The sequence below is a fragment of the Streptomyces sp. NPDC002467 genome, assembly GCF_042889825.1.
Lineage (GTDB): Bacteria > Actinomycetota > Actinomycetes > Streptomycetales > Streptomycetaceae > Streptomyces.
In genome coordinates this window covers 225,372-248,880 of sequence record NZ_JBIARJ010000014.1, presented here as the reverse complement: position 1 = coordinate 248,880, position 23,509 = coordinate 225,372, and the positions used below count along the sequence as shown (strand labels likewise).

The following is a 23,509-nucleotide window of genomic DNA, read 5'->3' as shown; positions in this document are numbered from 1 at the left end:
CGCCGGGTCGATGTCCGCGTGGATCACCTTGGCGAAGGGGGCGAAGCTGTCCAGCTTGCCCGTGACGCGGTCGTCGAAGCGGGTGCCGAGGGCGACCAGCAGGTCCGACTTCTGCAGGGCGGTGACGGCGGTGACCGCACCGTGCATGCCCGGCATGCCGAGGTTCTGCGGGTGGGTGTCCGGGATCGAGCCCAGGGCCATCAGGGTGGTGACGACCGGGAGGCCGGTGAGCTCGGCGAGGACCTTCAGCTCGGCGGTGGCGCCGGCCTTCATCACGCCGCCGCCGACGTAGAGGACCGGGCGCTTCGCGGCGGCGATCATCTTGGCCGCCTCGCGGATCTGCTTGGCGTGCGGCTTGGTGACCGGCCGGTAGCCGGGCAGGTCCTGGCTGGGCGGCCAGGAGAAGGTGGTCTGCGCCTGGAGGGCGTCCTTCGCGATGTCGACCAGGACCGGGCCCGGGCGGCCGGTCGAGGCGATGTGGAACGCCTCCGCGATGGTCTTCGCGATGTCGTCGGCCTTGGTGACCAGGAAGTTGTGCTTGGTGATCGGCATCGTGATGCCGACGATGTCCGCCTCCTGGAAGGCGTCCGTACCGATCGCCTTGGAGGAGACCTGACCCGTGATCGCGACCAGCGGCACGGAGTCCATGTGCGCGTCGGCGATCGGCGTCACCAGGTTCGTCGCACCCGGACCGGAGGTCGCCATGCACACGCCCACCTTGCCGGTGGCCTGCGCGTAACCGGTCGCGGCGTGGCCGGCGCCCTGCTCGTGACGGACCAGGATGTGACGGACCTTCTTGCTGTCCATCATCGGGTCGTACGCCGGGAGGATGCAGCCGCCCGGGATGCCGAACACGGTGTCGCACCCCACCTCTTCGAGAGAGCGGATGAGGGACTGCGCACCCGTGACGTGCTCAACTGCGGCGGACTGCTGTCCTCCGGAACGGGGCCGCGGCTGCGGATGGTGGGCCCCGGTGGCCTGCTCGGTCATCGGCATTCTCTTCTCGAAGCTGAGGGTTTTACGGGATTCGGCTCTGTGCCAGTGCAACAAAAAACCCCTCGTGCCGTTGGGCAAGCGAGGGGAGCGCGTCGGGTGCGTTCAGCGGGGACATGCTGGTCCCGGCTTCAGCCGACGCGCTTTCCAAGTACGAGAATTCGGGTGCGCATGGCACCGACCTTCCCTCCGGCGGGAGGTCGATGTCAAGTAGGTGGGACGGCCGTCTCATTATGTGAGCCTCTGTGAATGACCATGGAGCCCGCGGTGGAACCACCGGTCAGGGCCGGCTGCACCGCTCCGCCCGGTACTGGGAACGTACCTCGCACCAGCGCGCGGCGCAGCCGGTACTCGTCGAGAGGGCCGGAGAAGGCCATTCCCTGGCCGTGCGTGCAGCCCATGGCGCGCAAGGTCATCACCTGCTCGGGCAGGTCCACGCCGTCGGCCACCGACCGCATGCCGAGATCGTTCGCGATCCGCAGGAGGCCCGCGGTGATCTTGTACAGCCGGGAGGATTCGACGACGCCCTCCACCAGGCCCCGGTCCAGCTTGAGCATGTCCACGGGCAGCCGGCGCAGGGCGCTGATGGCCGCGTAGCCGCTTCCGAAGCCGTCCAGGGCGATTCCCACACCGAGCCGGTGCAAGGCCGTCAGGCGGCGCTCCAGGTCATCGAACGGCACCCTGGGGTCGGAGACGGCCAGCTCCAGGACGAGGGCCCCGGAGGGCAGCCCGTGCCTGGTGAGCAGAGCCTCCACGGAGCCCAGCGGCACGGCGCGGTCCAGCAGCCGCTGGGCGGTCATCCGGACGGCCACGGGCACGTCGTGCCCGGCGCGGTGCCGGTCCGCGGCCTCCTCCACGGCCTGCTCCAGCAGCCAGCGCCCCAGCTCGGCGGTGCGCGAGCCGTCCGGACCCGCGGTGGCGCCCGAGGTGCCCTCGCTGTACTCGGCGACCCGGAGGAACTCCGCCGGGGTGAAGAGGATCCCCTGCGCCGAGCGCCAGCGGGCCTGCGCGACCACCGCGGCGATCTCACCGGTGGCCAGCGAGACCACGGGCTGGTGCAGCAGGGCGAACTCCCCCTCGTGGAGCGCGGTCCGCAGCCGCCCCGCCAGCTCGGCCTTGCGTACGACCTCGGCCTGCATCTGGGGGGCGTACAGCTCCACGCGGTCCTTGCCGCCGGCCTTGGCCCGGTACATCGCGAGATCCGCGTTGCGCATCAGGTCCGAAGGGGTGATCCCGGGGTCGGCGAAGGCCACGCCGATGCTCGCGGCGACCCGGACCTCGCTGCCGGCGATCCGGTACGGCTGGGAGAGGGTGGTGCGCAGCCGGTCCGCGATCTCGTGGACCTGGTGCTCGCGGGCGCTGCGGTCGCGGCTCCCCTCCCCGAGGATCAGCGCGGCGAACTCGTCACCGCCGAGGCGGGCGGCCGTGTCCCCGGCGCGCACGGAGTCCTGGAGCCTGCGCGCGGCCTCGACGAGCAGCTCGTCGCCGGCCTGGTGGCCGATGGTGTCGTTGACCGCCTTGAAACCGTCGAGGTCGATGAAGAGCACGGCGCTGCTGTGGTCCCCCGCCCGACGGCCGGTCAACGCCTGGCGTACGCGGCGGGTGAAGAGGGCCCGGTTGGGCAGGTCGGTCAGCGGATCGTGCTCGGCGCTGTGCTGGAGCTGAGCCTGGAGCCGGACGCGCTCGGTGACGTCCCGGCTGTTGAGGATGAGCCCGCCCTGGTGACGGTTGACGGTGGACTCCACGTTGAGCCATTCGCCGGTGCCCGACTTGAAGCGGCATTCGATGCGGGTGGTGGGCTCCTCGGAGGGTGGTGCGGCGAGGAACCGGCGTACCTCGTGGACCACCCGGCCGAGGTCGTGGGGGTGGATCAGCGTGGCGAGCTCGGTGCCGACCAGCTCCTCGGCGTCGCGGCCGTAGACCCCGGCGGCGGCGGGGCTGACGTAGCGCAGGGTGCCGGTGGGCGCGGCGATCATGATGACGTCGCTGGAGCCCTGGACCAGGGAGCGGAAGTGGTTCTCCTTCTGGGCCAGTTCCTGGGTCAGCGCGATGTTGTCGAGCAGCATGATGCCCTGTCGGATGACGAGGGCGAGCACGACCGTGCAGCCGGTGACGACGACCACCTTGTCGACGCTGCGGCTCTCCAGCACGTTGTACAGGATGCCGAGGGTGCAGACGGCGGCGGCGAGGTACGGGGTGAGGGCGGGCAGCGACCGGGCGATCGGGCGGCTGACGGGGCGCGGACCGCGCGGCTCCGGCGGCTCGTGGACGACGCCGATCCGGCGGGCCCCCCAGGGCGCGTAGGCGAGCAGCAGGGAGCCGGCGAACCAGCCGGCGTCGAGGAGCTGACCGGAGCGGTAGGTCTCCTTCAGCAGCGGCGAGGTGAAGATGGCGTCGCAGAGCACCGTCAGGGCGAGCGCCGCGATGGCGGTGTTGATGGCGGAGCGGTTGGTCGCGGAGCGCCGGAAGTGCAGCACGAGCACCATGGAGACGAGCGCGATGTCCAGCAGGGGGTAGGCGAGTTCGAGCGCGGCTCCCGCGACGCTGCCGGCGCTGTGGGAACGGGCCGCCTTCGCGAGGGCCAGGCTCCAGGAGAGGGTGAGCAGCGAGCCGGCGATCAGCCAGGAGTCGAGGGCGAGACAGACCCAGCCCGCCCGGGTGACGGGCCGCTTGGCGAGGACGAGGAGGCCCACGATGGCGGGCGGTGCGAAGCAGAGGAAGAAGAACTGGGCCGGCGACGGGCTCGGCATCTCTTCGTGGATGACGACCTCGTACCAGCCCCAGACCGCGTTGCCGCAGGCCGACATCAGGGACGAGAGAGCAAAGAGCACCCAGGCGAGCCGGTCTCGGTTCGCATGGGTGCGCGCGTACTGGTAGCAGGATCCGGCGGCCACGAAGGCCGCGGCGGCGAGGCCGAAATCGCCCATGGTGTCGGCGAGTTCACTGCCGCCCCAGCCGAGGCCCGCACCCACCGCATAGCCGCACCACACCACGGCCAGGAGCACCTGGACGGCCACCACCCGGCCGCCTCCGCCCCTCGGGACGGGCGGCCGGTTCAAGAGCGCCGCCCCCGGGGCACTCACCGCTCCCCCTCGCCCGCTGGTTCCGGTGCAGCCCAGTCTCGGCCGCGTCGCCTGCGGCGGCTCTGCCGCATCGGATCCTTCGCCCATTGGCCGTGCATCGCCCGTCGCCCCCCAAAGTGTCCGATCACTCCCCAGCGCCAGACGTTCGTGGCGCAGCCCCTTCTTCCGGACGATACACCACTTTCGTCACTCAGCGACATAGGTTCTCTACTCTCCGTCACCAATACGGGAGTTGTGGTGCCTCCCGCGCCTGTGCGGCGGCGCGTCGCCGGCACCCGGAGTCACTCGGTGATCAGCACCGTGTGCTCCACGGGCTCCCCGGCGGCGAAGCGGCCCAGCTGGCGCGCCAGCAGGCGCTTGGCCCGGGGTTCGAACGCGGAGCTGCTGCCACCGACATGAGGGGTAATCAGGACATTCGGAGCATGCCAGAGCGGGTGGCCGGCCGGCAGCGGTTCCGGGTCGGTGACGTCGAGCGCGGCGCGCAGTCGGCCCGACTCGACCTCGCCCAGCAGGGCCTTCGTGTCGACGACCGGTCCGCGCGAGACGTTGACCAGCAGGGCGCCGTCCTTCATGCGGCTCAGGAACTCCGCGCCGACCAGGCCCCGGGTGGCGTCGGTCAGCGGCGTCACGAGGATCACCACGTCCGCGCCGGGCAGGAGTTCGGGCAGGTCGGCGATCGCGTGGACGGGGCCGCGCGCCGTGGTCCGCGCGGAGCGGGCGACGCGGGTGACCGGCCCGCATTCGAAGGGCACCAGGCGGTCCTCGATGGCCGAGCCGATCGATCCGTAGCCGACGATCAGGACGGACTTGTCCGCGAGGGCGTCGTAGAAGCCGCCGCGCCATTCCTCGCGGTCCTGGCCGCGGACCATGCCGGGGATGCCGCGCAGCGAGGCGAGCGTCAGTGCGAGGGCGAGTTCGGCGGTGCTGGCGGTGTGGACCCCGACGGCGTTGCACAGACGGACACCGGGGCGCAGGTCGCCGAGGCCGCCCAGCACGTGGTCGATGCCCGCGGTCAGGGTCTGTACGACCTCCAGCGCCGGCATGGCCGCGAGCGGGCGCACGGTGACCTCGGCGGACTTCATGTAGGGGGTCACGTAGAACACGCAGTCGGCCGGGTCGGCCGGGAAGGTCTCCTCGCCGTCCCAGAGGCGGTAGCGGAAGGAGGCGGGCAGGCCGGCGATCTCGTCGGCGGGGAAGGGGAGCCAGACGTCCCCGGTCTTTGAGGTCATGATCACGAGGCTATGCCAAGCCATCGCGATCAAGCCGTTAGTTTGTGTGCCGGAGCGGGAGGGGGACCCAGGGGTGGAGCGCAGGTCGATCGGGGCGGGGGCGCTGGCGGTGGGGGCCGTGGGCCTCGGCTGCATGCCGATGAGCTGGGGGTACGCGCCTTCGCGGCGGCGGGGGCAGGAATCGCTGGCCGCCGTGCACACCGCGCTCGACCTGGGGTCGAACCTGCTGGACACCGCCGACGTGTACGGGCCGTTCACCAACGAGCTGCTGCTCGGTCGGGTGCTGCGGGAGCGGCGCGCCGAGGCCTTCGTCTCGGCGAAGGTGGGGCTGCGCGCGGGCGATCAGCACGTGGTGGCCGACGGGCGGCCCGGCTATCTGCGGCGGGCGTGCGACGCCTCGCTGCGGCGGCTGCGGACCGACGTCATCGACCTCTACCAGCTGCACCGGGTGGATCCGGAGGTGCCCGTCGAGGAGACCTGGGGGGCGATGGCGGAGCTGGTGGGAGCGGGGAAGGTGCGGGCGCTGGGGTTCTGCGCACTGGGCGCGGGGGCCGGGCCGGGGGCGGGGCGGCGCGGGGACCGGGCGTACGGGACGACGCTGGCGCACCTGGAGCGGGCGCAGCAGGTGTTCCCCGTGAGCGCGGTGCAGGCGGAGCTGTCGGTGTGGTCGCCGCAGGCGGCGTGGCAGCTCCTGCCGTGGTGTGCCGCGCGCGGGGTGGGGTTCCTGGCGGCGATGCCGCTGGGCAGCGGGTTCCTCACGGGGACGCTGACGCCGGGCGAGGGTTTCGAGTCGCAGGACGTGCGGGCCAGGCACCCCCGGTTCACGGCGCACGCGATGGCGTCGAACCAGGGGCTGGTGGCGGGCCTGCGGCGGGTGGCGCTGCGGCACGGGGCCGCGGTCACGGCGGCGCAGGTGGCGCTGGCGTGGGTGCTGGCGCAGGGGCCTCAGGTGGTGCCGGTGCCGGGGGCGGACCGGGCGCACTGGGCCGAGGAGAACGCCCGGGCGGCGGAGCTCCGGCTCTCGGCGGCGGACCTGGCGGAGATCGCGGCGCTGCCCGCGGCGGTGGGAGCCTGGGACTGACGGCGCTCCGCGGACGGCTCGACAACCACTCGATCGAGTGTACGAAGGGTGGAACCCGGGGTACGGCCGGAGCTGTTGAGACAGGTGTAGGGCACGGATGGCTCACGGGAGGGGAGCAGGGCGATGCGATACGGACCGGGGACGTACGGGGGCGGGGGCAGGGGCGCGCGGCGCCGGAGCGTGGTGGTGGCGGCGGTCGCGGTGGCCGGGTGCGGCGCCCTGCTGGCGGCCGGGTGCTCGCCTCCGGGAGGGGCCGGGGCGGGGCCGAGTGGCTCCCCACCGGGTGCGACGGCCGCGAGCGCGGGATCACCGGGGCCGTCGGGGAGCCCGTCCGGCTCGCCCCCGGTCCCCGGTCCCCCGGCCAAGGGGTCGGTGACGGTGACCGGCGAGATCGCCAAGGGTCTGGAGAGTCCGTGGGGCGTGGCCCCGCTGCCCGGCGGGGATCTGCTGGTGGCCTCGCGGGACAAGGGGACGATCAGCAGGGTCTCGGTGGGCTCGGGCACGATGACGGAGATCGGTGAGGTGCCGGGGGTGGCGCCGGGCGGGGAGGGCGGGCTGCTGGGCCTCGCGCTGTCGCCGTCCTTCGCCTCGGACCGGCTGGTGTACGCGTACTTCACGACCGAGTCCGACAACCGCATCGCCCGGATGCGCTACGACGAGAACAGAGCGCCCGGTCAGCAGCTGGGCGCCCCGGACACGGTGCTCCGGGGCATCCCCAAGGGCTCGATCCACAACGGCGGCCGGATCGCCTTCGGCCCGGACCGGATGCTCTACGCGGGGACGGGTGAGAGCGGTGACGGCGCGCTCGCGCAGGACAAGAAGTCGCTGGGCGGCAAGATCCTGCGGATGACCCCGGACGGGAAGCCGGTGCACGGGAATCCGGAGGCCGATTCGGTCGTCTACTCCTACGGGCACCGCAATGTGCAGGGCCTCGCCTGGGACAAGGACAAGCGGCTGTGGGCCGCCGAGTTCGGGCAGAACACCTGGGACGAGCTGAACCTCATCGAGCCCGGCGCGAACTACGGCTGGCCGGATGCGGAGGGGAAGGCGGGCAGACCGGGCATGCGGGATCCGGTGGCGGTCTGGCGGACCGACGAGGCCTCGCCCAGCGGGATCGCGTGGGCGCAGGGCTCGATATGGATGGCCGCGCTGAAGGGCGAGCGGCTGTGGCGGATCCCTCTGGCCGGAGCGGAACCGGTCGCGGCGCCCGAGGCGTTCCTGGAAGGGAAGTACGGCAGGTTGCGCACGGTGGTGGCGCTCGGTGGAGACAGATTGCTGCTGGTCACGAGCGAGACCGATGGGCGCGGGTCGCCGGAAGCGGGCGACGACAGGATCCTGACACTGACGGTGCAATAGCCGGCCCGGGCCCAGGCCCGGTGCGGTGGGGAAGGCACGGTGGGCACGGTGTTCAACATGATCGAGGAGCTGTTCGGCCCGAGCCGCAGGCATACGGACGAGGAGAAGAAGCGGCTGGAGCTGTCCCGGGTCGACATCAATGACGGCGACCCGGGACGGGGTCCGATAGACCTGGAATCCGGCAAGGTCCTCATACGCCTCGAAGAGGAGCCTCCGTCCGGGAGCTGACCGGCACGGGCGGTGCGAAGAGCCTCAGCCGGTGGGCGAGCGCGGCGGCCTCGCCACGGCCCGCGACGCCCAGCTTGGCCAGGATGTTCGAGACGTGCACGCTCGCCGTCTTCGGCGAGATGAACAGCTCCTCGGCGATCTTGCGGTTGGTGCTGCCAGCCGCCACCAGGCGCAGTACGTCCCGTTCGCGGCTGGTCAGGCCGAGCGCCTCGACCGGGTCGGTCCGCGGTGCGGGGACCGCCGGGCGGGTGTCGGCCGCGGTGAGGGGGAGCCGGGCGCGCTGTGCGAGCAGGGCCAGGTCCTCGCGCAGGCGGCGGGTGCCGAGCCGGTCGGCGGTGGCGTAGGCCTCGCGGAGCAGGGTGGTCACGGGCTCCCGGTCGCCGCCGGCGGCCAGTACGGCCTCGGCGAGCTGGTGGCGGGCGCTCGCCAGCAGGTACGGGCGTTCCAACGGGCGGACGGCCTCCTCGACGGCGGTCCAGTCGGCGACGGTGTCCCGGCCCTCGGCCCGCAGCAGTTCGGCGCGTACGTACTCGGCGTGGGCGCACCACACCGGGGTCGGGGTCGACAGGTGGCGGGCGGCCTCGCGCAGGACGTCGAGGGCGGCTTCCCGGCCGGCTTCGGCCGCGGGGAGTCCGCGGGCGTCGGCCTCCGCGGTGGCGGAGGCGAGCAGCACCGGCCAGCCGTACCGGTGCTGCCCGAGCGGGAATCCGTAGGCGACGGCGGCGGCGGTCTCGGCGCGGAGGTCGGCGATGCGGCCCTCCCCCGCGGCGATGCCGACGGCGAGGTGGTAGAGCGGTATCCGGTGCTGGGGCTGGATGTCGTGGGTGCCGAAGTGGGTGTGGGCGGCGGCCAGCTGCTGGGCCGCTTCCGTCAGCTCGCCCCGTCCCAGCGCCAGATAGGCGAGCAGTGCGGCGGCCATGCCGCGGGGGCCCGCGCTCTGACCGACGAGGAGGGCGCGCTGGGCGGCCTCGGCGGCCTCGTCCCACCGACCGAGGCTGTACAGGCTCTCCGCCATGTTGCCGCGGATCCAGGCCTCGGTGTCCAGCAGCCGGGACTTCCTGACCAGCTCCGCCCCCTGTAGGGCCAGTTCCACGGATTCGCCGGACCGGCCCAGTCCTTCCAACTGAGAGGTGAGGTTGATATGTGCACGTCCCGCGAGCACGACGAGACCGAGTTCCGTGGCCCGTTCGCTGACCGCGCGGAGCTCGGCCAGGCCCCGTTCCCGGGTGCCGGAGTCGGTGAGCAGACTGCCGACCGTGATCCGCGCGTTGAGTTCGATGTCCTCGGCGCCGACCATCCGCGCGTACTCGACGGCGCGTTCGGCGGCGATGATGTTGCCCGGCCCGGGGTCGTGGAGCATGCCCCAGCCCGCGGCCCGGACGAGGACCTCGGCGTGCACCTGGGACGGGGGCAGCCCCTGCACCAGTTCCTGGGCCTTGGCGATCTCGTCCCAGCCGTCGCCCCGCCCGAGGCTCGCGACCAGCCGGGAGCGCTCGGTCCAGAACCAGGCGGCCCGCAGCGGGTCGTGACCGTCCTCCAGCATGCGCGCGGCCGTCTTGCAGAACTTCAGGGCCCGTTCCCGTTCCCCGCCGTAGCGGGCCGCCACGGTCGCCTCGGCGAGCAGGTCCAGGCGCTGGAGCGGGGTGTCCGGGTCGCAGCCGCACGGCGGGTACACGTCGGTGTAGTCCGCCGGGCGCAGCGCATCGCGGATCTGCTCGGGGACGCTGTCCCACAGGTCCATCGCGCGCTCCAGCAGGCGCAGCTGCTCGGAGTAGGCGTGCCGGCGGCGGGCGGCCACGGAGGCGGCCAGTACGGCCGGCAGCGCCTGGGAGGGGTCGTTGGCGTGGTACCAGTAGCTGGCCAGCCGGATGACCCGTTCCTCGGCGCGGATGAGCGAGTCGTCGGCCTCCATGGCCTCGGCATAGCGGCGGTTGACGCGGGCGCGTTCGCCGGGCAGCAGGTCGTCGCTGACGGCTTCCCGGACCAGCGAGTGGCGGAAGCGGTAGCCGTCGCCGTCGGGGGTGGCGAGCAGGATGTTGGCTCCGACGGCGGCCCGCAGTGCGTCGATCAGCGCGTCCTCGCCCAGCCCTGCGACGGCGCGCAGGAGCGGGTACTCGACGGTGGATCCGCCCTCGGCGACGATGCGGACCACACGCTGGGCCTCGTCGGGCAGGACCTCGACGCGGACGAGGAGCAGGTCGCGCAGGGATTCGGTGAGCCCGGCGCGGCATCCGCTCTCGTGGGAGGCGACGAGTTCCTCGACGAAGAAGGCGTTGCCGTCGGACCGTTCGAAGACGGAGTCGACGAAGTCCTCGTCGGGCTGCGAGGCGAGGATGCCCGCGAGCTGGCGGCGTACCTCCGCGCGGTTGAAGCGGGGCAGCTCGATGCGGTGGACGGTGCGGAGCCGGTCCAGTTCGGCGAGGAGCGGGCGCAGCGGGTGACGGCGGTGGACGTCGTCCGCACGGTAGGTGGCGACCACGACGAGCCGGCCACCGGCGAGGGTGCGGAAGAGGTAGGAGAGCAGGTGCCGGGTGGAGGTGTCCGCCCAGTGCAGGTCTTCGAGGACGAGGACGACGGTGCGGTCGGCGGCGAGCCGCTCCAGCATCCGTGCCGTCAGCTCGAAGAGCCGGGCGGTGCTCTCCTCGTCGTGCGGGCCGCGCGGGGTGTCGCCGAGTTCGGGGAGGATCCGGGCGAGTTCGTCCTCCTGGCCGGCGGCCGCGGCGGCCAGCTCCCCGGGAAGCGCCCGGTGCAGGCTGCGCAGGGCCGTCGAAAACGGGGCGAAGGGAAGTCCCTCCGCCCCGATCTCCACACAGCCTCCGACGGCGACGACGGCGCCGCGGCGGGCGGCCTCGCAGAGGAACTCCTCCGTGAGGCGGGTCTTGCCGACCCCCGCCTCTCCCCCGATGAGCATCGCCTGCGGCTCCTGGCCGGCGGCGCGCGTCAATGCGTCGGTGAGTACGGCCAGTTCGTCGGCGCGGCCGACGAACACCGGGCTGACAGATCTGGTCTCCACGTCGCCGAGCATCGCACATCCGTGCTGCTCGGCGGCACTCGATATCGGTGCGCTCCTCATCACGCGTCAGTCCACCGGTGTCGCGACGCGGTTCACGCGGCGCGGGTGAAGCGGCTCCGGTGTGCGCTCACCGCCCCTTCGGTTTCCCGGCTTCGAGAGGAGGCGCGCCGCGCCTTCTCGGCCTCCCGGATCAGACGGTACTCGTCGGCCTGGCGGATGAGTTCGGCGCTGCGGGCGGCGGCGATCTCGTACTCGAACATCTCGTACTCCCTGGTTGCGTTTCCCGGTCACCTCGTTCGGTGTGATCCAAGCTTCGCGTCCCAGGGGGTACCGGCACATCGGTCGCATGCCGCATCCGGGAGGGGCGGGGGGCCTTAGTCCCGGGCCCGAGGCCCCTCGGTCGAGCCGAGGACGCCTAAGGCCGTGCTTAGCCGGCGGCGGGACGGTGCCTAGCCCGCCGCCGGAGCCGGGATGGCGAGGAGGAGGTCGAAGTACATGAGGACGAAGAGCAGGACGCCGATGGCGCCGAGCGCGACGCCGGCCCAGGAGACGGACCGGACCCAGGCGGGGAGGGTGCGCTGGGGGGTGCCGAGGGCCGGCAGGGCCAGCACGAGGATCCCGATGATCAGGGCGAGAGCGGAGAAGATGCCGTTGACCAGGGCGGTGGTGTGCCACGGGTCGACGAACTGGGCGGCGATCTGCGCGTTGACGTCGGCGGCCTGGCTGAGCTTCAGCTGGCTGGTGACGCGGGCGCGTTCGGCGACTATGCCGCCGATCCAGCTTCCGCTGAGGGCCACGGCGCCGAGGCCCGCGGCCACGATCCCGAAGGCCGCGGATCCGACGTGGCCCGACTCCTGCGCCTCGGCCTGTTCGTCGGCGAACTCGTCGTCGGTCAGCTCCTCGTCGGCGAGTTCGACGGCGGCGGGCTCGGCGGTGGGCTCGACGGCGGCGGGCTCGACGGCGGATTCGGCCTTGGTCAGGTCGGCCGGGGTGGTCTCCGCCTCGGGGGCGTCGGGGGTCTTGGTGGTGTCCATGCGGGGCACCGTAGGTGCCTTGTCTGAGAGTTTTCTGAGAATCCGCTGGTCACGGCCGACCCGGGCCCCGCGGTCCGCGGGGCCCGTACGGGCGCGTGCCTCAGGCCGACTGGGCCGCGGGCCACTCGTGCGCGAGGACCGACCAGACCTCGGTGCTCTGGCGGACGCCCCGGTGCAGGTGGTTCTCGCGCATCACGCCCTCGCGGGTCAGGCCGAGGCGCTCGGCGACGGCGATGCTCTTCTTGTTCCCGGTGGCGACGTGCCACTCCACCCGGTGCATGCCGCGCCCGTTGAAGGCCCAGTCGATGAGCACCCGGCAGGCGGCGGTGACCAGTCCGCGGCCGGCCGCGGAGGGCTCCAGCCAGCAGCCCACCTCGCAGTTGCCGGAGGCGGCGTCGAAGGCCGGGTAGAGCACCCCGCCGACGAGGGTGTCGTCGACCCAGATGCCGAAGAACCGGGTGCCGTCGTTCGCCGCCTTCTCGGCGTTCGAACGGAGCAGCTCGCGCGCCGAGTCCAGGTCGGTGGCCCGGTCGGGGAAGCCCACGTACTGGCCGATGAATGCGCGGCCGCGGTCGATGTGGGCGAGGAATTCCTCGGCGTGCCACACCTCGAGGGGCTTCAGCTGGGCGTCGTCGGCCAGGTCTATCGCGAACATGAATCGAGTCCTTACGGCTGGTCAGCTGGACACGGGTACGGAGTCAGCCGGCTCCGCGCTGTCTTCGCTCGGCCGCTGTGCGGGAAGTTTCCCACGCTGGTGGTGTTCCGGGGGTTCGATGCTGATCCTGGGCAGCCGCCGGTCGAGCCAGGCGGGCAGCCACCAGTTCGCGCCGCCGAGCATGTGCATCAGGGCCGGGACGAGGAGGGTGCGCAGCACGAAGGCGTCGAGGGCGACGGCCGCGGCGAGCGCGATGCCGAACATGGCGATGATGCGGTCGCCGCTGAGCACGAACGCCAGGAAGACGGAGATCATGATGACGGCCGCCGAGTTGATGACCCGGCTGGTCTCGGCGAGGCCGACGCGGACGGCCCGCTTGTTGTCGCCGGTCTCCAGCCACTCCTCGTACATCCGGCTGACGAGGAAGACCTGGTAGTCCATCGACAGTCCGAACAGGACGGACACCATGATCACGGGCAGGAAGGGTTCGATGGGGCCCGCGCTGCCCAGCCCCAGCAGCTCGCTGCCCCAGCCCCACTGGAAGACGGCGACCACGACTCCGAAGGAGGAGGCGACGGCGGCGATGTTCATGGCCGCCGCCTTGAGCGGGATCCCGATGGAGCGGAAGGCCAGCAGCAGGAGGACGCAGCCGAGGGCGACGACCACCGTGACGAAGAGCGGCAGCTTGCCGACGATGACCTCGGCGAAGTCGTCGTAGCCGGCGGTCACGCCGCCGACGTGGGCCTCCATGGAGCTGCCGCGCTCCGCGCGCGGGACGACGTCCTCGCGGAGCCGGTCGACGAGCTCGCTCGTGGCCCGGGACTGGGGGGCGGAGTCCGGGACGACGGTGATGACGGCGGTGTCGCCGCTGCGGTTGAAAACGGCGGGGCCGGTGGAGGCGACGCCCTTCGTCTTGCCGAGGGCCTCCGCCAGATGCTCCACGGCGAGCCGGTCGCCGGCCCCGTCGAGACGGGCGACGACGGCGAGCGGGCCGTTGCTGCCGGCGCCGAAACCGTCCGCCAGCAGGTCGTAGGCCTGCCGGGTGGTGGAGGTCGCCGGGTTGTTGCCCTGGTCGGACGTGCCGAGGTGCAGCGAGAGCGTGGGCAGGGCCAGTACGACCATCACGGCGGTGGCGACGATGCCGAGCAGCTTCGGGTGGCGCTCCACGAAGGCGGACCAGCGGACGGCGAAGCCCGTGGTCTGTTCGGGCAGCGGGCCCTCGACGGCGAGCCTGCGGCGTTCGCGGCGCGACAGGGCGCGCGTGCCGATCCAGGAGAGGAGGGCGGGCAGCAGGGTGACCGAGGCCGCGACGGTCAGGACGACCGTCACGGAGGCGGCTATCGCGACGCCGTTCAGGAAGTTCAGCCGCAGGACCAGCATGCCGAGCAGCGCGATGCAGACGGTGGCTCCGGCGAAGACGACGGCCCGGCCGGTGGTGGCGACGGCGTTCTCGGCGGCCTCCTCGACCGGGACTCCCCGGGCCAGTGCCTTGCGGTGCCTGGTGACGATGAAGAGGGCGTAGTCGATGCCGACGCCGAGGCCGATGAGCGTACCGAGCATCGGGGCGAAGTCCGCGACGGTCATCGCGTGCCCGAGGAGGGTGATCCCGAAGTAGGCGGTGCCCACGCTGACGAGGGCGGTGGCGATGGGCAGCAGGCTCGCGGCGAGCGAGCCGAAGGCGAGGAAGAGGACCAGGGCCGCGACGACCACGCCGATGACCTCGGCGAGGTGGGTGGCGGGGGCCTCGGTCAGGCCGATGGCACGGCCGCCGAGTTCGACCTGGAGGCCGTCGGCCTCGGTGGTCGGGTTCTTCGCCGCGTCGACCACGGCCTTGGCCTGGGCCTTGGGTACGGAGTCGGCCTGCCGGTCGAAGGTCACCACGGCGTAGGCGGTGCGCCCGTCGGGGCTGATCTGCGCGGCGCTCTCGGGGCCGGGGCCGTACGGGCCGATCACCGACCCGACGCCGGGAAGGCCCGCGATGGTTTCGAGTGCGCGGGTCATGCGCCGCTCGATGTCCGGGGTGCGGGCGTTCTGACGGTCCGGGGCCCGCCACACGATGGTGTCGGTGTCGCCGCCCTGGCCGTGGAAGCCCTCGCGCAGGAGGGCGTGCGCCTTGCCGGACTCGGTGCCGGGGACCTCGTAGTCGTTGGAGAACGCCGAGCCCGCGGTCCCGGCGGCCACCGCGGTCGCACCGAGGGCGAGCAGCCAGATCAGGACGGCGAGGAGACGGTGGCGGACGCACCACCGTGCTATTGCTGCCAACGGACGTGCTCCCTGGTGGTTCGGATCTTTACCGGGGGACGGCCCGTCGCAAAGAACGCTGGAACTCGTGAAGGCCCGGCTGCGCTTTCGGAGGGTCGCCCCGGGGCGCGCCGAGATGGTCTACAGGGTCACGATCTCAGCGTTTCGTGATCGTTGGCCCGTTTCGTGTGCATCGTCACAAGGCCGCCGAGTCGCCCGGTCCACCGTCGGGTTCGTCCACCCGGTAGCCGGGGATCGAGGGCCAGCGGACGGTGAGGACCACGGCGTCCTCCTCCGCGTACCAGGAGTGGTCGACGCCGCGGCCCCACAGCACGTAGTCCCCCTGCTCGGCGAGGACGACGGTCCGGCCGGGGAACTCCAGCCGGAACCGCCCGCTGATCAGGACCAGCAGTGCGGTCCGCTTCTCCGCGGTCGCCCACCGTTCCCTCGCCTCGCCCTTCGGGTGGACACCCCACTTGATCTCCACGTCCTCGCTGTGACGGGGATCGCCGGGGTCCTTGAAGTGGCCGAGGAGCCAGCCCCGGTCGACGGCCGCGTCGGGGCCGGCCTTGCCGGTGTGGATGGTGGAGTCGTGGTTCACGGGCCGAGGCTAATGCAGTTGTGCGGCCCGGTCCGACACTGATGATCTGGGGCGATGACCATGGATCACGAAGAACTGGCGAAGGTGCGGGCCCGCTTCGACGCGGAGATGCGCGAGGGTGCGCAGCCCGATGCGGCCGAGGCGCGCGTGGAGCGGGTGGGACCGGTGGTGCGGCAGGTCATCCCGGGGCTGGGTTGGAGCGGTGTGCTCTGGTCCGATCTCGACGAGGAGACCGCGGACGCCGCGATCGCGGCGCAGGTGGCGTTCGCCGCGGAGTGCGGAGCGTCGGAGTTCGAGTGGAAGCTGTACGACTACGACCGGCCGGTAGACCTCGGGGACCGGTTGCGGGCGGCCGGGTTCGTGCCGGAGCCGGCCGAGACGCTGATGATCGGACGGGTGGCGGATCTCGCGCGGCTGCCGTTGGATCCGCCGGACGGGATCACCCTTCGGGTGGTGACGGACGAGGCGGGGGTGGACCTGATGATGGAGGTCCACGCGCGGGCCTTCGGGACGGAGCGGCCACTGATCCGGCAGCAGATGCTGGGCCTGCTGCGGGACGAGCCGGAGAGCATCGCGGCGGTGCTGGCGATGGCGGGCGACACCCCGGTGAGCGCGGCCCGGATGGAGATGCGGCCGGGCACGTCGTTCGCGGGCCTGTGGGGCGGTGGCACGGTACCCGAGTGGCGGGGGCGGGGCATCTACCGGCTGCTGGTGGCACACCGCGCGCGCATCGCGGCGGAGCTGGGCATCCCGTACCTCCAGGTGGACGCCTCGGACGACAGCCGCCCGATCCTGGAACGGCTGGGCTTCTCCCGCTTGGGCGTAACCGTGCCGTATCTCCTCACGGGGCGCGCCTGACCATCCGTCCGCGGCGCCGCCGGGGCTCTGCGCCTGGCTGCGGCGCCGCTGCCGGGGCTCCGCCCCTGCGGGCACTTTCAGCCCGTCCGGCGTTCGAGGACCTGGTCCGGGCAGAGCCCGGGGAACGGTGGAAGGGCGGGTAGGCGGACGGCTCCGCGCAGCGGCACCCCGGCAAGGGGCGGGCCGCAGGGTGGGCCGCAGGGTGGGCCGTCGGGGTCGGGCGCGCGCCGGGGCACCTCCTCGGGCGTCGAATCCGATGCGGCACCGGCAAGACGAGCGCGTTGCGTTCGACGCCCTGCGGGGGCGCCCCACCGCACACCCGACCGCGACGGCACGGGGGTTCCGTGGAGAGGCGGGGGTCGGCAGGATCGGCGCATGGAACGAATCACCCCACCCCTGGCCGCCGGCGAGCGCGAGACGCTGCGGACCTACCTCGACTACCACCGGGCCACCCTCGCCTGGAAGTGCGAAGGCCTCACCGACGAAGAGCTGCGGCGCGCCTCGATGCCGCCGTCCACCCTCTCCCTGCTGGGCCTCGTCCGGCACATGGCCGAGGTCGAGCGGCACTGGTTCCGGCGGGTGCTCGGCGGTGAGGAGCTGCCGCACCTGTGGTCGGACAGCCACGACTTCCAGGCCGCCTACGACGCCTCCGGCTCGACCCGCGCCGAGGCCTTCGCCGCCTGGGAGGCCGAGGTGGCCCACGCCCGCCGCATCGAGGCCGAGGCCGAGTCCCTCGACGTGACGGCGTACGTACCGAGTTGGAAGGAGGAGGCCTCGCTCCGGCTGCTCATGCTGCACCTGATCCACGAGTACGCCCGTCACAACGGCCACGCCGACTTCCTCCGGGAGGCGATCGACGGAGTCACCGGCGCGTAACCCCTATAGTTAGGCCAGCCTAACCTAATTCGCGATTGGCCTTGGGGGAGAGTGTGAGCAGCGACAGCGGTGCGTACGAGGTCTTTCGTGACCCCTGGGGCATCCCCCACCTCCGCGCGGCCGATCACCTCGGGCTCGCCTACGCCCAGGGCCGCGCCACCGTCTTCGACCGGGCCTGGCAGCTGGAGGTCGAGCGCCGGCGGGCGCAGGGCTCCAGTGCCGCCTTCCTCGGCGCCGAATCCGTCGCCTGGGACCGCTTCGCCCGCCAGTGCCGTCTCGCCGACACCGCCCGGCGCTGTTACGAGGCGCTGGACGCCGAGACCGCCGCCTGGGTCCGCGCCTACGTGGACGGGATCAACGACGGCCTCGCCGGCGGCGCGGCCCGCGACGAGCGCTTCGCCCGTACCGGTCTGACCCCGGCCCCTTGGGAGCCCTGGGTTCCACTGGGCATCTGGATCGCCACGCACATCCTGTTCGCCGGCTTCGCCACCAAGCTGTGGCGCGAGCGCGCCGCCCGTGCCCTCGGCGACGAAGCGGCCACCCTGTTCGCCACCGACGGCCCCGGCACCGCCGGCAGCAACGGCTGGCTGGTGCCGGGCGACCGGACCGTCACCGGTTCGGCGATCATCGCGGGCGACCCGCACCGGTTCATCGAGGATCCGGGCGTCTATCAGCAGATACGTCTCTCCTGCCCGGAGTACGACGTCCTCGGCCTCGCCGTCCCCGGCGTCCCGGGCCTCGCCCACTTCGGGCACGCCGGCACCGTCGCCTGGGCCATCACCAACGCGATGGCCGACTACCAGGACCTGTACGTAGAGGAACTGCGCGGCCGGGGCTCCGCCGTGGAAGCGCTGGGCCCGGACGGCGAGTGGGAGCGGGTGCGCCGCCACACGGAGACCGTCCACGTGGCCGGCGGCGACGACGTCGAGGTGGAGGTCCTGGAGACGGCCCGGGGCCCGGTGATCGTCCGAGGGCAGGCGTCCGACGATCAGACGCTCTCGCTGCGCTACCCGCCCCGCGTCCGCGAGGACCTCGGCTTCGCCGCACTCCCCGCGCTGCTGCGGGCGCGCACCGTCGGCGACGTCGACCGCGCCCTCGACGGCTGGGCCGAGCCCGTCAACGTCGTCCACGCCGCCGACTCGGAGGGCGGCCTGCTGCACCGGGTCGCCGGCGCCGTGCCGGAGCGCGACCCCGCGAACCGGCTGCGGCCCGTCCCCGCCAAGGACGCGCGGCACGCCTGGCGGGGCTGGGCCGAGACCCCCGACGAGCCCGTTCAGGGCTTCGCCGTGATGGCGAACGCGCGCGGGATCGCCTCCCCGCTCGGCGTGGAGTTCGCTCCCCCGCACCGCGCCAACCGCATCCGCGAGCTGCTCAGCGGCCAGACCCAGTGGGCCCCGAAGGCGATGGCCGACGTACACCGGGACACGTACCTGGGCTCGGCGGCGCCGCTGCTCGACCTTCTGCCCGGCTTCGCGGACCTGACCCCGGCCGCGCGCGAACTGCGTACCAGACTGCTGGCATGGGACCGGCACATGGACGCCGACAGCGCCGACGCCACCCTGTTCGCGGCCTTCCGGACCGCGACCGTCCGCCGTCTCGCCGCCGATCCCGTCTTCGCCGAGCTGTGGGGGGCGCCCGACGGTCCCGAGGTCTTCCACCCCTGGCTGTATCTGGTCCCCCGGATCGGCTACGCCCTGGAGGGACTGTTGGCCAGTCCGCTGCTGCCCGGACTCGACCGGGCCGCGCACGTGCGCGCCGCGCTGGAGGAGACCGCGGCGGCCGGCACACCCGAGACCGCGTGGTCCGAGGTGCACCTGTTGGCCCCCTGGTCGGCGCTGCCCGATCCGCGGGCCGAGTGGCCCGGTCTCGGCGGCGACCACGACTGCGTGAACGCGACCTCCTCGGTCCCCGGCTTCACCGACCTCACCGCCCGCGCCTCTGCGGCCCGTTACGTCTGGGACCTCGCCCGCCGCGAGGACAGCCTCTGGGCGGTCCCGCTGGGCGCGGACGGCGTCAGCGGCTCGCCCCACCACCGCGACCAGCTGCCGCTGTGGGCGCGGTGCGAACTCGTTCCCGTCGTCACCGACTGGGCCCGCCTCACCAAGGAATCGACATGAGCACCGCCTCCACCCGCCGCCCCGTGTACGGCCACCCCGTCGAGGGCTTCGGCACGGTCACCATCACCCCCGTCGACCCGGCCGCCGACTCCGCACTGATCCACGGCTGGGTCACCGAGGACCGGGCCGTCTTCTGGGGCATGCGCGAGGCCAGTCGCGAGCTCGTCCAGGAGATCTACGAGGACGTCGACCGACGTACGACGCACCACGCGTTCCTGGCCCACCGCGACGGGGAACCGGTCGCGCTGTTCCAGACGTACGACTGCGCCGAGGACCGGGTCAGCGAGTGCTACGAGGTGCGGCCCGGTGACGTGGGCGTGCACCTGCTGCTCGGCCCGGCCAAGGGCGCCGCCGAACGCGGTTTCACGGCGGGCCTGATGACGGCCTTCCTCGCGTTCCTGTTCTCGGACCCGGCCTGTCGCCGCGTGGTCGCCGAGCCGGACGCCCGCAACGAGAAGGCCGTCTCCCTGCTGGAGCGGACCGGCTTCGAGCTCGGCCCCGAGATCGAGCTGCCGGAGATCGACCTGCCCGAGGTGTACCTGCCGGCGAAGCGGGCCCGCCTCGCCTTCCTGAACGCACCGGTCTGAGGGCCGGTCGTATCGTCACGTCACCCTAACGGGATGCCGATTTCCATTGACCGTGCAGGTCCGCCCGCTGGAAGCTGATTCCCACTCAAACAATTGGCGCTGGGGGGAAATTGACCAGCCAAAACCTGCACATCGGGCCGGACGCCGCGGCCGATCGGTACCGGTTGCTCCGGTCGATCGGGCGCGGCGGTGAGGCCGTGCTCTATCTCGCCGAGATGGAGCTGGCCGGCGGATCCGAGCCCGTGGTCGTCAAGGTGCTCGATTCCAAGACGACCATCACGCCCGACGTCTTCGACCGGATCAGCCAGAAGTGGAACGAGCAGGCGGAGCTGCTGCGGTTCGTGCACCGACCCGGTGTGGTGGGCGTACGGGAGCACTTCGAGGGCCCGCCGATCCACCGTCCCGGGGAGTCGGAGACGCTGACCGGGCGTGCGCTCGTCCTCGTCATGAACCACGTCGACGGGCTCGACCTGCGGGACTGGCGGGCCGAACGGACCCTCGCGACGCACGCCGAGCGGCGCGAGGTGATGCGCACGCTGGAGCAGCTGGCCGACGTACTGGACTGGCTGCACTCGGGGAAGGCCACCCCGTCCGGGCGGCAGGTCATCCACGGTGACCTCTCCCCCGGCAACGTGATGGTCGACGCCCACGGGCAGGCCACGCTGGTGGACTTCGGCCTCAGCAAGCTGACCGCCGACCACCAGACGGCCGAGGTGTGGTTCACGCCCGGATACGCGGCGCCGGAGGTCTTCGACGGCAAGCGGACCCCGGGCACGGACCGGTACGCCTTCGGGGCCATCGCGTACTTCCTCCTGAGCGGGGAGTCCCCGCCCTCGACCCCGGAGCTGCTGGCGCGGGCCCTCGTGGCGCTGCCGCAGTTCGCGGTGCTGGACGCCGAGCAGCGGGCGCGGATCGCCTCGATCTACGCGGCCGATCCCGGACAGCGGCCGGTGAACCTGGCCGGTTGGATGAAGGACATCCGGCACGCGGTGGTGTCCACGACCACCTCCACCTCGCAGCGGGTCGTGCAGGACGCGCCTCCGGCCCCGGTGGCGCCCCCGGTCCCGGTCCCGGTCACGCCTCCGGCCGCCGTGCCGCCGAGGCCCGCGGCCCCGCCCCCGCAGCAGCCGGCGGCCGGTGCGGCCACCCCGGCGGTCCCGGCCGCGCCCCCGGCCCAGCCGGTGTACGCCCCGCCGCCCACCGAACCGGTCCACCCGACGCCTCCGGTGCAGGCGAGCGTGCCGGAGGGGTACGGTCCCGCGCCCACGGCCGCCGCCTCCCCCTCGGAGCCGCTGCCCACATCGCCCCAGCCCCCGCGCAAGCGGAAGCGGACCGGGCTGGTGATCGGGGCGGTGCTCGCCGTGCTGGTCATCGCGGTGGCCGCGGTGCTCGGCGTACAGCTGCTGAAGGACGAGGAGAAGAACGACCAGGCCCGTGACGGTAAGGCGGGGGCGACCGCGCCCGCCACGACCGGGGCGCCGTCCCCGTCGGGTCCGCCGCCTCCGACGCCCGGCCCCTCGGCGTCCTCCAGCGGCCCCATGGAGCAGCCGTCCGCGAGCGGGTCGAAGCCCCCGGGCGGCGTCGCGCCGGGCGTCAACGCCGCCGATCTGACCGTCATGAGCCCCGTGAACGGGCTGGGTGACTTCGCGGTCGGGGCAGCCAAGATCAACACCAAGCAGTACGGCGCCGCGTTCATCGCCGACCTGGGCTGCAACGGCGACGCGATCGCGGAGTTCGACCTCAACCGCGAGTGGAAGTACCTGGACTTCACGGCGGGGATCGACGACGGCTCCACCCACGAGAAGGGCCGGGTCAGCATCTCGCTCGACGGCCAGCCGGCCGCCTTCTCCGAACTCGTCGAACTCGGCAAGCCGGTCACGAAGCGGGTGGAGGTCAGCGGCGCCCTGCGCCTGCGGCTCAAGGTGGACGCGGGCTGCGACATGGGCAAGGTGGTCATCGCGGGCCCGCAGCTGACCCGCTGACATGCGAACGGCCCCGCACCGGGAATCCGGTGCGGGGCCGTCGTGACGAACGCGGAGACTACTCCGAGACGCCCAGGCGCTCCAGGATGAGCTCCTTGACGCGCGCCGCGTCGGCCTGGCCGCGGGTGGTCTTCATGACCGCGCCGACCAGGGCGCCGACGGCGGCGACCTTGCCGCCGCGGATCTTGTCCGCGATGGCCGCGTTGCCCGCGATGGCCTCGTCCACGGCCGCGCCCAGCGCGCCCTCGTCCGAGACGACCTTCAGGCCGCGCTTGTCGACGACCTCGTCCGGGGTGCCCTCGCCGGCGAGGACGCCCTCGATGACCTGGCGCGCCAGCTTGTCGTTGAGCGAGCCGTCCGCGACGAGGGCCGCGACCCGGGCCACCTGGGCCGGGGTGATCGGCAGCTCGTCGACCGAGACGCCCTGCTCGTTGGCGTTGCGGGCCAGCTCGCCCATCCACCACTTGCGGGCGGCGGCCGAGTCGGCGCCCTCCTCGATGGTGGCGACGATGGAGTCCACCGCGCCCGCGTTGAGGATCGACTGCATGTCGTGCTCGTTCACGCCCCACTCCTCGCGGAGCCGGTTGCGGCGCACGCGCGGCATCTCGGGCAGACCGGCGCGCAGCTCCTCGACCCACTCACGGGCGGGGGCCACGGGCACCAGGTCGGGCTCCGGGAAGTAGCGGTAGTCCTCGGCGTTGTCCTTGATGCGGCCGGCCGTGGTGGAGCCGTCCTCCTCGTGGAAGTGCCGGGTCTCCTGCACGATCGAGCCGCCGGACTGCAGGACGGCCGCGTGGCGCTGGATCTCGAAGCGCGCCGCGCGCTCGACGGAGCGCAGCGAGTTGACGTTCTTCGTCTCCGAGCGGGTGCCGAATTCCTTCGTACCGTTCGGGCGCAGCGACAGGTTCACGTCGCAGCGCATCTGGCCCTTGTCCATACGGGCCTCGGAGACGCCGAGCGCCTTGATGACCTCGCGCAGCTCGGCGACGTACGCCTTGGCGACCTCGGGGGCGCGCTCGCCCGCGCCCTCGATCGGCTTGGTGACGATCTCGATGAGCGGGATGCCGGCGCGATTGTAGTCCAGCAGGGAGTGGGACGCGCCGTGGATACGGCCGGTGGCACCGCCGACGTGCAGCGACTTGCCGGTGTCCTCCTCCATGTGGGCGCGCTCGATCTCCACGCGGAAGATCTCGCCGTCCTCCAGCTGGACGTCCAGGTAGCCGTTGAAGGCGATCGGCTCGTCGTACTGGGAGGTCTGGAAGTTCTTCGGCATGTCCGGATAGAAGTAGTTCTTCCGGGCGAAGCGGCACCACTCGGCGATCTCGCAGTTCAGCGCGAGACCGATCTTGATGGCGGACTCGATGCCGATCGCGTTGACGACCGGGAGCGCGCCGGGCAGGCCCAGGCAGACCGGGCAGGTCTGCGAGTTGGGCTCGGCGCCCAGCTCGGTCGAGCAGCCGCAGAACATCTTGGTCCTGGTGCCGAGCTCGACATGGACCTCCAGGCCCATGACGGGGTCGTACGTCGCGAGCGCCGCGTCGTACGACAGCAGTTCGGTGAAGGTGGTCACGGTGA

18 protein-coding genes are annotated in these 23,509 nt (G+C 72.5%); 8 read left to right on the top strand and 10 right to left on the bottom strand.

The genetic code is table 11. The annotated features are described in order from the left end of the window. The 3 genes from ACFYYJ_RS27620 to ACFYYJ_RS27610 form a co-directional block, all read right to left on the bottom strand. Positions 1-996: thiamine pyrophosphate-binding protein (locus ACFYYJ_RS27620; RefSeq protein ID WP_389136317.1), on the bottom strand; the 996-nt coding region annotated here is incomplete at its 3' end. A gap of 203 nt (positions 997-1,199) precedes the next feature. Further along, entirely contained in the window at positions 1,200-4,076 is a 2,877-nt protein-coding gene (locus tag ACFYYJ_RS27615) for a putative bifunctional diguanylate cyclase/phosphodiesterase (RefSeq protein ID WP_385122362.1), read from the bottom strand. 281 nt (positions 4,077-4,357) lie between these two features. Further along, on the bottom strand, positions 4,358-5,305 hold the full coding sequence (locus ACFYYJ_RS27610; protein ID WP_384589497.1) for a 2-hydroxyacid dehydrogenase: 948 nt from the start codon (positions 5,303-5,305) through the stop codon (positions 4,358-4,360). A 73-nt stretch (positions 5,306-5,378) separates the two neighbouring features. Here ACFYYJ_RS27610 and ACFYYJ_RS27605 point away from each other — a divergent pair, with 73 nt between their 5' ends. The 3 genes from ACFYYJ_RS27605 to ACFYYJ_RS27595 all read left to right on the top strand — a co-directional run bounded on the left by ACFYYJ_RS27605 (position 5,379) and on the right by ACFYYJ_RS27595 (position 7,970). Then, positions 5,379-6,386, top strand: a complete 1,008-nt coding sequence (locus ACFYYJ_RS27605) for an aldo/keto reductase (RefSeq protein ID WP_385122386.1) — start codon at positions 5,379-5,381, stop codon at positions 6,384-6,386. 123 nt (positions 6,387-6,509) lie between these two features. Next, entirely contained in the window at positions 6,510-7,742 is a 1,233-nt protein-coding gene (locus tag ACFYYJ_RS27600) for a PQQ-dependent sugar dehydrogenase (RefSeq protein ID WP_389136313.1), read from the top strand. 39 nt (positions 7,743-7,781) lie between these two features. Then, positions 7,782-7,970: a DUF6191 domain-containing protein gene (locus tag ACFYYJ_RS27595; protein ID WP_385362725.1), complete on the top strand. Its 189-nt coding sequence runs from the start codon at positions 7,782-7,784 to the stop codon at positions 7,968-7,970. On the opposite strand, the gene ACFYYJ_RS27590 is transcribed toward ACFYYJ_RS27595, so the two are convergent. The 6 genes from ACFYYJ_RS27590 to ACFYYJ_RS27565 form a co-directional block, all read right to left on the bottom strand. Beyond that, entirely contained in the window at positions 7,933-10,995 is a 3,063-nt protein-coding gene (locus tag ACFYYJ_RS27590) for an AAA family ATPase (protein WP_385122353.1), read from the bottom strand. The two genes, ACFYYJ_RS27595 and ACFYYJ_RS27590, sit on opposite strands and share 38 nt — an antisense overlap. A gap of 80 nt (positions 10,996-11,075) precedes the next feature. Further along, positions 11,076-11,243 (bottom strand): hypothetical protein, encoded by a 168-nt coding sequence (locus ACFYYJ_RS27585; RefSeq protein ID WP_385122350.1) that lies wholly within the window; start codon positions 11,241-11,243, stop codon positions 11,076-11,078. 189 nt (positions 11,244-11,432) lie between these two features. Continuing rightward, positions 11,433-12,017, bottom strand: coding sequence for a hypothetical protein (locus ACFYYJ_RS27580; RefSeq protein WP_389136309.1), 585 nt, complete (start codon positions 12,015-12,017; stop codon positions 11,433-11,435). A 100-nt stretch (positions 12,018-12,117) separates the two neighbouring features. Continuing rightward, the gene (locus ACFYYJ_RS27575) at positions 12,118-12,672 is read right to left on the bottom strand and encodes a GNAT family N-acetyltransferase (protein ID WP_385122345.1); all 555 of its coding nucleotides are present in this window, start codon (positions 12,670-12,672) and stop codon (positions 12,118-12,120) included. A 21-nt stretch (positions 12,673-12,693) separates the two neighbouring features. Continuing rightward, entirely contained in the window at positions 12,694-14,934 is a 2,241-nt protein-coding gene (locus ACFYYJ_RS27570; RefSeq protein ID WP_389136305.1) for an MMPL family transporter, read from the bottom strand. A gap of 175 nt (positions 14,935-15,109) precedes the next feature. Then, positions 15,110-15,514: a signal peptidase I gene (locus ACFYYJ_RS27565; protein ID WP_385122340.1), complete on the bottom strand. Its 405-nt coding sequence runs from the start codon at positions 15,512-15,514 to the stop codon at positions 15,110-15,112. Between the two features lie 60 nt (positions 15,515-15,574). Between ACFYYJ_RS27565 and ACFYYJ_RS27560 the strand changes: the two genes are divergently transcribed. The 5 genes from ACFYYJ_RS27560 (at position 15,575) to ACFYYJ_RS27540 (ending at position 21,934) form a co-directional block, all read left to right on the top strand. After that, positions 15,575-16,372: a GNAT family N-acetyltransferase gene (locus tag ACFYYJ_RS27560; protein WP_385122384.1), complete on the top strand. Its 798-nt coding sequence runs from the start codon at positions 15,575-15,577 to the stop codon at positions 16,370-16,372. Between the two features lie 375 nt (positions 16,373-16,747). Beyond that, a complete protein-coding gene (locus ACFYYJ_RS27555; protein ID WP_385122338.1) occupies positions 16,748-17,248 on the top strand; it encodes a DinB family protein in 501 nt (166 codons plus the stop codon). A 53-nt stretch (positions 17,249-17,301) separates the two neighbouring features. Then, positions 17,302-19,365 carry a penicillin acylase family protein gene (locus ACFYYJ_RS27550; RefSeq protein ID WP_389136302.1) on the top strand — a complete coding sequence of 688 codons (2,064 nt, stop codon included), beginning with the start codon at positions 17,302-17,304 and terminating at the stop codon, positions 19,363-19,365. Further along, positions 19,362-19,952, top strand: a complete 591-nt coding sequence (locus tag ACFYYJ_RS27545; protein ID WP_389136299.1) for a GNAT family N-acetyltransferase — start codon at positions 19,362-19,364, stop codon at positions 19,950-19,952. Before ACFYYJ_RS27550 ends, ACFYYJ_RS27545 begins: the two co-directional genes overlap by 4 nt. A gap of 110 nt (positions 19,953-20,062) precedes the next feature. Next, positions 20,063-21,934, top strand: coding sequence for a protein kinase (locus ACFYYJ_RS27540; RefSeq protein WP_389136297.1), 1,872 nt, complete (start codon positions 20,063-20,065; stop codon positions 21,932-21,934). Positions 21,935-21,992: 58 nt separating this feature from the next. Here the strand turns inward: ACFYYJ_RS27540 and gatB are convergent, their stop codons facing one another. Then, complete coding sequence (gene gatB / locus ACFYYJ_RS27535) at positions 21,993-23,504, bottom strand: Asp-tRNA(Asn)/Glu-tRNA(Gln) amidotransferase subunit GatB (protein WP_385122328.1); 1,512 nt, start codon at positions 23,502-23,504, stop codon at positions 21,993-21,995. Positions 23,505-23,509: the final 5 nt, after the last annotated feature.